This is a genomic window from Pseudomonas sp. MH10, from assembly GCF_034353045.1.
GTDB lineage: Bacteria > Pseudomonadota > Gammaproteobacteria > Pseudomonadales > Pseudomonadaceae > Aquipseudomonas.
In genome coordinates this window covers 3,653,409-3,662,500 of sequence record NZ_CP133783.1, presented here as the reverse complement: position 1 = coordinate 3,662,500, position 9,092 = coordinate 3,653,409, and the positions used below count along the sequence as shown (strand labels likewise).

The window sequence follows — 9,092 nt, the reverse complement described above, 5'->3', positions numbered from 1 at the left end:
GTGTGACGCCTGCCCGGTGCCGGAAGGTTAATTGATGGGGTTAGCTAACGCGAAGCTCTTGATCGAAGCCCCGGTAAACGGCGGCCGTAACTATAACGGTCCTAAGGTAGCGAAATTCCTTGTCGGGTAAGTTCCGACCTGCACGAATGGCGTAACGATGGCGGCGCTGTCTCCACCCGAGACTCAGTGAAATTGAAATCGCTGTGAAGATGCAGTGTATCCGCGGCTAGACGGAAAGACCCCGTGAACCTTTACTATAGCTTTGCACTGGACTTTGAATTTGCTTGTGTAGGATAGGTGGGAGGCTTTGAAGCGTGGACGCCAGTCTGCGTGGAGCCAACCTTGAAATACCACCCTGGCAACTTTGAGGTTCTAACTCAGGTCCGTTATCCGGATCGAGGACAGTGTATGGTGGGTAGTTTGACTGGGGCGGTCTCCTCCTAAAGAGTAACGGAGGAGTACGAAGGTGCGCTCAGACCGGTCGGAAATCGGTCGTAGAGTATAAAGGCAAAAGCGCGCTTGACTGCGAGACAGACACGTCGAGCAGGTACGAAAGTAGGTCTTAGTGATCCGGTGGTTCTGTATGGAAGGGCCATCGCTCAACGGATAAAAGGTACTCCGGGGATAACAGGCTGATACCGCCCAAGAGTTCATATCGACGGCGGTGTTTGGCACCTCGATGTCGGCTCATCACATCCTGGGGCTGAAGCCGGTCCCAAGGGTATGGCTGTTCGCCATTTAAAGTGGTACGCGAGCTGGGTTTAGAACGTCGTGAGACAGTTCGGTCCCTATCTGCCGTGGACGTTTGAGATTTGAGAGGGGCTGCTCCTAGTACGAGAGGACCGGAGTGGACGAACCTCTGGTGTTCCGGTTGTCACGCCAGTGGCATTGCCGGGTAGCTATGTTCGGAATAGATAACCGCTGAAAGCATCTAAGCGGGAAACTAGCCTCAAGATGAGATCTCACTGGGACCTTGAGTCCCCTGAAGGGCCGTCGAAGACTACGACGTTGATAGGTGGGGTGTGTAAGTGCTGTGAGGCATTGAGCTAACCCATACTAATTGCCCGTGAGGCTTGACCATATAACACCCAAGCAATTTGCGATGAAGCAAATTGAGGTGTGTGAAGACGACACAACCGAAAATTCGAAACCCACAGATCTATCACATCCCCATTCGCTGGCACGTGAACTCGCAGGAGGGCACGCACTGGCTACTGAATTTCTTGACGACCATAGAGCATTGGAACCACCTGATCCCATCCCGAACTCAGCAGTGAAACGATGCATCGCCGATGGTAGTGTGGGGTTTCCCCATGTGAGAGTAGGTCATCGTCAAGATTAAATTCCAGAACCCCTGATCGCTTACGCGTTCAGGGGCTTTGTTTTTGTGAGAGTTACCGAAATTAGCTGACACGTTACCTCGTAACGGATTGGCATCAGAATTTCTTGACGACCATAGAGCGCTGGAACCACCTGATCCCATCCCGAACTCAGCAGTGAAACGGTGCATCGCCGATGGTAGTGTGGGGTTTCCCCATGTGAGAGTAGGTCATCGTCAAGATTGAATTCCAGGACCCCTGATCGCTTATGCGTTCAGGGGTTTTGTTTTTTGCGCTTATTAAACCCAGCTCACGTGAATAGCTTGAGCACGTTGTTCATCGCGTCATCGGCAAACCCTTGCAAGAACCCCCGAAACTCTACAAGCGAACCTGACCACTCTGCAGAGGGTTCGGCCACGATGCTCCAGGTCGCGGAGCACTGCTTTTCTCCATCTGGTGCGACTGTCATGGATGCCCAAAGATTCCCGACGGGCAGCGTGGTATAGATCAACGACCACGTCATATAAAGCGCCGTGTCGTCTCGGGAATTGAGCTGCTCAATCACTACGTTCTTGTCTTTGAACAGCTTTCTGCGCACTGAGCGAACACCCGTACCGTCCATCTTGCAAGAGTCGAGAGCGGGGATGAACGCAGGAAATCCCCCAAAGTTTCCGACGACCTTCCACACACTTTGCGCGTCGCTTGCAATGTCTACGGTAGACACGACTGGCTCACTGTCCAGGTTCTTGATCAGCGTATCGGGCCGCAAAAAGCTAAAGGTATTGATCTTATTCATGGTGTTCTCCATCAGATGATTAGATAAAGTCGATTTCTTTCAGGTAATCGCAGCCTTTGCGCAACAGCACGTCGGTCTTCAACGGATAACGCTCGCCCATCTGCCAAATACCGGCTTGAGCGTTCTCGTACTCGATCATGGAGATGTCGCCGATGTCTTCTTCAAAGCCATCGAGATAGAACCCCAACACGCCGAACAGCGCGTTTTGGCTGTCCACTCGACTGAGCTGTTGTTGCCATTGGGCGACACTCACCATTTGGAACTCTCGGCCGGCTTCACGGAACGCAGCCACGTAGCGGCTCCAGCTCAGCGGCTCAGGATTGTGCAGATTGAAAACCGCGTGATCGGGGTGATAACGGCTGGCATGGAAGCCAATAAAGCGAGCAAGAAAATCCACCGGCATCAGGTCAAAATTCATGGAGAACTCTGGAACCTGGCCGAGCTGTATTGAGCCTTTAAGCATCAGCATCAGCCGATTTTTATGAGGCTGACAAACGCCGGTCACACTGTTGAAGGCAATATTTCCCGGTCGGTAAATATTCACCCAAGCGCCTTGCTCCCCAGCACTTCGAAGAATGCGCTCAGCAACCCATTTAGAAAGGTTGTAACCGTTCTTGATATAGATAGGTGGGGTGCCAGCGGCCGGTTGTTCCAGGACATTGCCTGCCCCATCGACCGCACTGGAGGCGGAAAGCGTCGACACGAAATTAAAAATCTTCTTGCTGCGGCCTTCACACAAACGCAAGCATTCAAAAATGGGCTCGACGTTGTCTTTGATGAGCGTTTCATAGTTCTGGACATGGTTAACGTTGGCCGCGCTGTGCACCAAGGCGCCGAAGTCACGATCAATGCGTTCATATACTTCAGGGCTTAGGCCCAGCAGCGGCTGCCCAATGTCTGCGGGGTAGACAATCACCCTGCTTAAATCCAGATGGTCCAGGCGATTTTCGCGTAACGCCTGCATGAAGCGAGCATTCGCGCTTAGGCCAACGCCCTCACGCACCAGGCACACGACTTCCGTTGCGCCCCATGCCAATAGGGCCTCGACAATGTGCACACCGAGAAAACCGTTAGCGCCCGTAACCACAACCTTGTGCACATCGCCTAACTGACTGACGGGAACGCTCGTCAAGCATAGGTTCGGGTTGGCGTCATGCAACGCTTGCGGGCTGACGGTATAAGCAGACGATTGAGTGCCATCGTTATCGATAAGCGCCGCCAACGTGAGCAGCGTAGGTGCCTCGATAAAGCGATTGATCGAGATACTGCGTCCAAACTGTTCGCGAATGCTCAGCAGCATCTGTGACAGCAAAATCGAGTGGCCGCCTAGGTTGAAAAAGCTCTCATCCGTGGAAATATCGCCCGCCGGCATCTCCAGCAGTTCAGCCCAAAGCTTCAGCAGCTGTCCTTCAATCAACGTCTCCGGCAAACGCCTTGGCAGCGCATCAACAACAGTCACGGGAAGGTCCAACAACGCTTTGCGATCAACCTTACCGTTACTGGCGAATGGCATAGTCATCAGTTCGGTGTAGGCAGTCGGTCGCATGTAATCCGGCAATAGCTGCTCGACGTGCGCCCTGAGCGCTTGGCTAGAGCGTTCTGTAGCGCCTTGAGGCTGGGCAACAAACGCCAGAATGCGTCGCTGGGTATCGATCACCACCGCAACCTGTCGATACAACTGACTAGCACGCAAGCAGTGTTCAATCTCTTCGGGCTCGACCCGAAAACCACGAATCTTCACCTGATTGTCGCGCCTGCCACACAGCTTGATGCCCTCGGCGGTCCACTTTCCGATGTCACCAGTGCGATATACCCGCACCCGTCGGCCGTCGGGCAGCTCAAGCGTGGGATAGCGCTCCTCGGTCAATGCCGGATTGTTCAGATAGCCCAGGCATACCCCCGGTCCGGCGATAAACAGCTCACCGGGTGTGTTTTCCGGTACTGGTTGAAATTGCTCGTCGAGGATGAAAATCTGGCTGTTGGCGATCGGCTTTCCCAAGGTGCGATTGTTGCTCCCCGCTTCGAAAAGCCTCGACGTAATGAGCACCGTCGCTTCGGTCGGCCCATACAGGTTGTAGAAATGACATTGCCCGGCAAGACGCTCAATAACGTAAGGCTCGCAGACGTCGCCTCCGGTCATCAGGTGCTCAAGGCCCAGCGGTTGATCCAGCGGAAGAATGCTCAACAATGCAGGCGGCAAAAAGGCATGGCTGATGCGTTGTTTAATCAGGCTGATCAGCAACAACGGATCCCGCCGCTGGTCCTCGGTGGGCACCACCAGTTCTGCGCCGCTAAGTAGCGTCGGGAAAATGTCGATCACCGACGAATCGAAACTCAGTGTCGAAAATTGAAGTACCCGGCTGTGCTCGGACAGGTTTACGTGCTCGGCGTACCAGGCCGTGAAATGGCTGAGATTGCGTTGGCTCAGCATCACGCCCTTGGGGTGCCCGGTGGTGCCGGACGTATAGAGCGCCATACACGGCGCTTCAGAGATAGGCCGCAGCCGCATTAACGAGCGGGTAGGATCGGTGTCGTCGGCCCCCAGCTCGCTTATATCCAATCCCGGCCACTGATCGCCGAGGGCATGTTGTCCGTCATGAAGTAGCAGCACGGCGCCTGCATTCTCCAAAATATAGCGCTGACGTTGGGTTGGCTGACTCGGGTCCAATGGTAAGTACACGGCGCCGCTGCCAAGAATGGCGAGAATGCCCGCAAATAAAGCAGGGGACTTCGGCAAGCAGATACCAATCACGGGCGGGTTTTCATCGGGCACTGCTGCGCGGTTTGCCAGCAAAGCCAACAACCTTTGTTGTATCGCCAAGCTTTGCGCATGCAGGGTGCCGTAAGTGATTTTACGACCTGCGATGTTCAGCGCAGTCCGCTCGACGAACCGTAAAAAGCTCAGATCCAGACGCTCCACCAAGGGGATTTCGGCTAGAGCTAACAGGTGCGGTCGAGCGGTATGGTTGAAGCGATGATCGAAGGCGAGCGGTTCAAGCCACTGCAAACCGTGTTGCTCGGCGCAGTGGGAAGCGTCAACAGTAGGCGCTCGCAGAAAGTACCCAGCGTCCCGAGATAAACGACCGATGTCTACCGCAACGGCGTCGACCAGCGTTGCAATGGCTGAATCGCGCAACATTCGGCCGTTCCCCGAGCGCTCTGCAGCTAATGGTAGCCGCGACACCAGGCGCTGCGCCTTGGCCGTCCCAAACCAGCAACGTAATTCCAGTGTCGGTAGACCTTCCTCGCAGAGCGGAACCGACCCAACGCGCAAGCTCAATCTAGCCAGCGTAGATAAAAGGGCTTCCTGCTCTGGGTTCGGGCTAAGGCTCTGGTCCTCAATGAGCAGGCACGCTTCGTTCAACAAGCATTGATCCAGGTCCTGCTCTTTCGTGAGGTGCAATACACAATGCCCGTGCTGCTCCAATTCCGTGGCCAGTTCGTTCAAGGCCAGGCTGCGACCCAAGAGTGCAATCTCCAGACGTTTCATAGTGGGCTCCCCTGGCGCGTCAAATCTCCCGGCAGATAGTCGGCCAACGCTTGCTGGACGCACTGCGAATCCAGCATCGAGCTACTTTTGAAGAAGCGCACAATATTGCCAACTAAAGGGTGATGACGATTGACCGGGAAGCTCACCGCCTGGGTTTCGTTCTTGAGTTGCTGCTTGATCATGTCGGCAATCGGCAGGTGATCGATCAGGTCGTAATCAAAGCCCTTCTGAATATCGTTTGTCAGGTAATGCCGGATAAACACCGGCATGATCTGCGCAATACAATCGCGGTCTGATTCCGGTGCGGCGCTCCAGTAAATGCTCACCAGCCGCGCCCAAAAACCGGAGTGCCGGCCTTCGTCGAGTAAATGGTCAGCCATCAACCCCTTGATCGATTGCTTCACTGAATCGTCTTTGGCAAAGGCGGCAACATCGTTAGTCACCGTGTTCTCGGCGATGGCTACGCAAATCAGCTCCACGGCGCTTCGCAGGTGCCCGGGGGCCAAGGAAAGGGCAGTGGGAATGGCTCGGCTCAATTCAATTTCGCCAGGCAGTTCGATCGGCTCAATACCGGTCAGAGCGATGGTTTGTTGCATGAAGTCCATGGCGACCAGCGCGTGATAATCTTCATCGACGACAACAGTCATGGCGTCGTACCGACACGCGAAAGGGAAGCCAATTGCAAAGGTGTTTTTGGCGATACTACGGGCTGTTTTGTCGACGATCTCCGTCTCGAAAATCACTATATCGTTGATGAATTTATAAAGGCTTTGCACCAACGCGAACTCACGCAGGTGGGCACATTCGCGGGTAAACGTTTCACTGAGAACCAAGGGTTGGCGGCTCAACGGATAAATCAGTTTCTCGTCGTTTTCGACCATCCGGCGAGGGCGCGTGCGAATCGTTGCGCGGCCCTCCCAGGCATCGGCAAAGGACACATAGCTTTGGGCGTTCATGCGCTGGCCTCCATTTGTTCGGCGCGCATGCTTACGCGCAGCCTGTCCCAAAACACGATCCTGCTTTCCACAGCGGCAATGGCGGATTCGTACACTTCGCGCTGACGTTGCTCGTCGCCGTTGACCAGGCTTGCCAATAGCGCTTCGGCTGCCGGGCCGTGGTCTTCGGCGTCGACTTCGATATGGCGTTTGAGGTAGTAACGAAAGGTCGGCGCTTGTTCGGCGGTAATATCCCAGTCGTCGAGGATGCGCTGGAACATCAGCGGAATGACGCTCTCCCGCCCATGCAAGAAAGCGGCGGCGACACGGTGGACAGGTTCATGCAACGCAGTGTCGAGGGTTTGTTTGACGAAGCCGCATGCGGCTTGCCCGGCATTGACGCTGTGCAGCGCGGTTTCATAGCTGACGCCTCTCTTTTGCAGCTCAATGAAACGCTCGACCTGTTGGGTGCTGGCGCCGACCTCTCGCATGGCATCCAGGTACAACTCGAAATGGCTGTAGTGGCCGTGGGCCAACGCGTTGTCTGACTCCTCACCCAGCACGATCTCATTGATCAGTCGCGCCGCTTTGGCGTCTTTCGGTGGCAGCCACGGCAGATGAATGCACGTCAGCTCTTGCTGCAGTCGCTTGGTCAAAGACATGAAGTCCCACACCGCAAATACGTGTGTTTCCATGAAGCGTCTCAATACAGCAAGCGAGTCGATTTCAGAGAAGATAGGGTGAGAACCAAGTTCAACTTTTTTTCGTTCGAGAAGATATTTTTGTCCAGTCATGAAAGAGTCCTTAGTTAGAGAGGCGAGTCACTGCCAAACACGGCAGTTCATGTTGGTGTAACGTTACCTGTCTGTAATACGGGCGAGCCTAGACCTCGGGGCGATACCCGGATCTGAATGGTGGTCTGGCGCAGAAGCCCTACCCAGAGCATTGCTGGTATTAATCAGCGTAGATCGTCACGACTCGCTTTCGGATTTCGATAACTACCGAATAAAACTAATGCACTTCAAAAGCATCGGGCAAGTATTTTTTAATTTATTTTTGAATGGGTGTTTTTCAAATAATAAGTGCCCGAATAAAACCAGTCAACTTGGCTTTATTTGGGCGTGAGCGCACCTTCCAACGTATTAAAGTCAGAACAGTTATTAATGAGTAAATACTTCACCCATCATTGCTCTTTGACGGAAAAGTTATAGTTTGATATTTCGGGCGATTGTCTCTGCCCGTTCGACAAGCTCCTTGGATGTATCCATGCGTTTAAACATCCTGCGGGGTGCCAGCGACATCTGCCCTTAGGCAACCACCCTCTGGCCATCCATGCCTTTCATTGCCAAGGTCCAATTTTGCCTGATTCCGGGCACACGCTTGCTTGCACGGAAATGAAGGCTGCGACGGTAACCAATAAATCAGAATCGAAATGTCGCCGATAGAGCACTGCGTGCAATGCCAAATGTAAAGATAGGAGTGAAGCTTGCTTATCGACAGGGCGCCGTAAATAGGGGGGCGCGCGCATTTTCGCAGGGTGAGATCAACAGAAAGCTCATACGGGCTCCAGCAATTTGCAGGCCCGTATGAGCATCATTACCGGTTGCGGGCACAAACAATCAGATACAGTTTCCTTTGAGGGCGCCGACGACTCGTGGCGCGACGGGAGAGTTATTCCTCAGGTATTGATTGATAGCTTCGACGCCACGATTAAGGTGTTGTTCGAGCAATTCCACGGCCTTATCGGTCGCCTTTTCCGAAGCCGCATTCAACAGCGCCCAATGGTCCTCCTGCGACAGCTTCCCAAGCCCCATGGCCGAAAGATTGAACCGCAGAAACCGTTCCTCCTCTTTCAAACTTTCGTCGATCAGGCGTAATAGTTTTTTATTGGGTGCTTTGGCATAGAGGGCCGAATGGAAAAGGCGATTTAATCGGCCCATTTGGCGGAAGTCGATTTCAACTTCAAGCTGTTCTATGTACCCCTTGGCGACAGCGATATCGTGCTTGTCCAGAAGCGGGATCGACAATCGCAGTGCTTCTGACTCCAGCAACCGGCGCAGTCCATAAGCATCTACCGCGTCTTCGCCTACCAACGGTGCAACGACGGCGCCTTTGTGTGGCTCGACGCGTAATAGTGATTGCGCCTCCAGTTGGCGTAGCGCTTCTCGAACCGGCATGCGGCTCACGCCGAACAAGGTTGCCAATGCTTGTTGGCGTAACGCCGTGCCGCTGGGAATTCGCCCATCCAGAATGGCGTTGCGCAGCTTCTCCTCGATCACCGCTCTGGCCAAGTGAGAGGGCGGGTGTTCGTGCCCCAGAATAGAACTCAAATAGCTTTCGTTATCGGGTTTTTGCATACCCATACTCCTACAACAACGGGGGTCGTGGATCGATCCACACTAGGAAGTGCCAGGATGCTCGTCGAGCCTTGTAAAAATAGTCGCTAAACAGTAAAGCGCCCGGTTTTAATTTATTGTTTTCGATTCAAAAAAATGCGGAATCGTTTCTGGCGCATCGCCCTCGCGATTGATGGGTGGTTGCGACATGTCGCA

5 protein-coding genes and 3 rRNA genes (1 of these 8 only partly in view) are annotated in these 9,092 nt (G+C 53.9%); 3 read left to right on the top strand and 5 right to left on the bottom strand.

Annotated elements, in window-relative coordinates; translation table 11 throughout:
* The 3 genes from RHM59_RS16265 to rrf (RHM59_RS16255) all read left to right on the top strand — a co-directional run.
* A 23S ribosomal RNA gene (locus RHM59_RS16265) occupies positions 1 to 1,081 on the top strand (it extends 1,810 nt beyond the left edge of the window).
* A gap of 141 nt (positions 1,082 to 1,222) precedes the next feature.
* Positions 1,223 to 1,338 (top strand): 5S ribosomal RNA (gene rrf / locus RHM59_RS16260).
* Between the two features lie 107 nt (positions 1,339 to 1,445).
* Positions 1,446 to 1,561 (top strand): 5S ribosomal RNA (gene rrf, locus RHM59_RS16255).
* A 68-nt stretch (positions 1,562 to 1,629) separates the two neighbouring features.
* Here the strand turns inward: rrf (RHM59_RS16255) and RHM59_RS16250 are convergent.
* The 5 genes from RHM59_RS16250 to RHM59_RS16230 all read right to left on the bottom strand — a co-directional run bounded on the left by RHM59_RS16250 (position 1,630) and on the right by RHM59_RS16230 (position 8,897).
* Entirely contained in the window at positions 1,630 to 2,115 is a 486-nt protein-coding gene (locus RHM59_RS16250) for an SRPBCC family protein (protein ID WP_322224745.1), read from the bottom strand.
* Positions 2,116 to 2,134: 19 nt separating this feature from the next.
* Positions 2,135 to 5,605 (bottom strand): non-ribosomal peptide synthetase, encoded by a 3,471-nt coding sequence (locus RHM59_RS16245; RefSeq protein ID WP_322224743.1) that lies wholly within the window; start codon positions 5,603 to 5,605, stop codon positions 2,135 to 2,137.
* On the bottom strand, positions 5,602 to 6,561 hold the full coding sequence (locus tag RHM59_RS16240; RefSeq protein ID WP_322166938.1) for a diiron oxygenase: 960 nt from the start codon (positions 6,559 to 6,561) through the stop codon (positions 5,602 to 5,604). The genes RHM59_RS16245 and RHM59_RS16240 overlap by 4 nt, the downstream gene beginning before the upstream one ends.
* On the bottom strand, positions 6,558 to 7,334 hold the full coding sequence (locus tag RHM59_RS16235; protein WP_322166939.1) for a DUF3050 domain-containing protein: 777 nt from the start codon (positions 7,332 to 7,334) through the stop codon (positions 6,558 to 6,560). Before RHM59_RS16235 ends, RHM59_RS16240 begins: the two co-directional genes overlap by 4 nt.
* Positions 7,335 to 8,159: 825 nt before the next feature.
* A complete protein-coding gene (locus tag RHM59_RS16230; RefSeq protein ID WP_322166940.1) occupies positions 8,160 to 8,897 on the bottom strand; it encodes a GntR family transcriptional regulator in 738 nt (245 codons plus the stop codon).
* Between the last annotated feature and the right edge of the window lie 195 nt (positions 8,898 to 9,092).

Bases quoted from the DNA above. Each gene is read 5' to 3' on its own strand.
- RHM59_RS16250 (WP_322224745.1), bottom strand. From the start codon at position 2,115: ATGAATAAGATCAATACCTTTAGCTTTTTGCGGCCCGATACGCTGATC.
- RHM59_RS16245 (WP_322224743.1), bottom strand. From the start codon at position 5,605: ATGAAACGTCTGGAGATTGCACTCTTGGGTCGCAGCCTGGCCTTGAAC.
- RHM59_RS16240 (WP_322166938.1), bottom strand. From the start codon at position 6,561: ATGAACGCCCAAAGCTATGTGTCCTTTGCCGATGCCTGGGAGGGCCGC.
- RHM59_RS16235 (WP_322166939.1), bottom strand. From the start codon at position 7,334: ATGACTGGACAAAAATATCTTCTCGAACGAAAAAAAGTTGAACTTGGT.
- RHM59_RS16230 (WP_322166940.1), bottom strand. From the start codon at position 8,897: ATGCAAAAACCCGATAACGAAAGCTATTTGAGTTCTATTCTGGGGCAC.